The following is a 1,065-nucleotide window of genomic DNA, read 5'->3' as shown; positions in this document are numbered from 1 at the left end:
AGGCAGTTTCCCATAAGATCCATGATGAGTGCTGTTTGATTGTCAGTGTTAACTGGTCTACTTCGATGGTGTAAGCGCCATTTTCTCCGGCAATAAAAGGCCCTATCCCTAGCGTTTCCGCTAGAGATTTCATCATTTTATCTAACATATACTGCCCTATTTAAATCTGGCTGAGATGGTTACAAGCCTGACCGCATTGGCCACTTTGAATATCAAAATAGTAGTGATCAACATCGCCAACGATCTGCATGTCTTTAAACCATTGCCACACTTTAGCAACGGCATTGAGGTCGTTATAAACCACGTCACATGCATCCCAGACTTCATTGAGATCCGGTGCTTGTAAACGAGCCTCAGAGCACCACGTTTTCCAATCAGAGATGAACATATCCGTCGTTGAAGTGTAGTCCGCCAGTTCTTTCAAGCTGCTTAACGACGGTTGCCACTTATCGACCAACGCTTTATGAGATTCAATTACTTGTGACTGCTGCTCGTTCAGTGTATTTAGCTGCGCTTTTAACTGCGTTTGCTGGCTCTCAATCAACGCAAGTTGTTGTTCAACAAAAATCGCGCTGGTGTCTTCACCCGATAACTTAGACCAGTACTCTTTTTGAATATCCAGCTGATTCATCAGTTGTTCCACTTTGACCGAGGCGTGCAACGCACTTTGGTCGGTTTGTCGATGAATCCACTCGGTCAACGCCAAGTAACAACAAAGGATCAGCGTTTTTGGCGTGGCCAAATTAAAGCGAAAACCCAATCGAGAGTTGATGTATTCGAGCCTCTGCTCAAAGGTCGCCACTCGTTGACTGTCACTTAACTGAGCGCCAATTTCTAAAAACAGACGCATGGCAAAACGGTCAATCGATGTACCCAATCTCAAATACGTTTTCACCAATTGACTGGCGCACAAACTGTCCACCACACTTCTGTCCAACAAGCGTTGCAACAACGATAACTGGTCGTCATTCAGCACACCTTCACTCAACAGCTGTCGGTGATTCACGTGGACAACATTGAGATCCTGTAATGGCTGAGACGCACTCTCATATCGTGCTCCTCTTT

General features: G+C 45.4%; 1 protein-coding gene and 1 pseudogene. Both read right to left on the bottom strand.

Annotated features, from left to right (window positions below):
• Positions 1 to 148, bottom strand: a pseudogene (gene vscB / locus R8269_RS26065) (YscB family type III secretion system chaperone VscB); the annotation flags it as partial.
• A 12-nt stretch (positions 149 to 160) separates the two neighbouring features.
• A partial coding sequence (gene esxD, locus R8269_RS26060) for a type III secretion system regulon anti-activator ExsD (RefSeq protein ID WP_318223020.1) occupies positions 161 to 1,065 on the bottom strand: 905 nt, incomplete at its 5' end.

It is taken from the genome of Vibrio sp. Vb0667 (assembly GCF_033391095.1).
The sequence above is the reverse complement of the archived record's forward strand: the minus strand, read 5'-3'. Positions and strand labels throughout refer to the sequence as shown.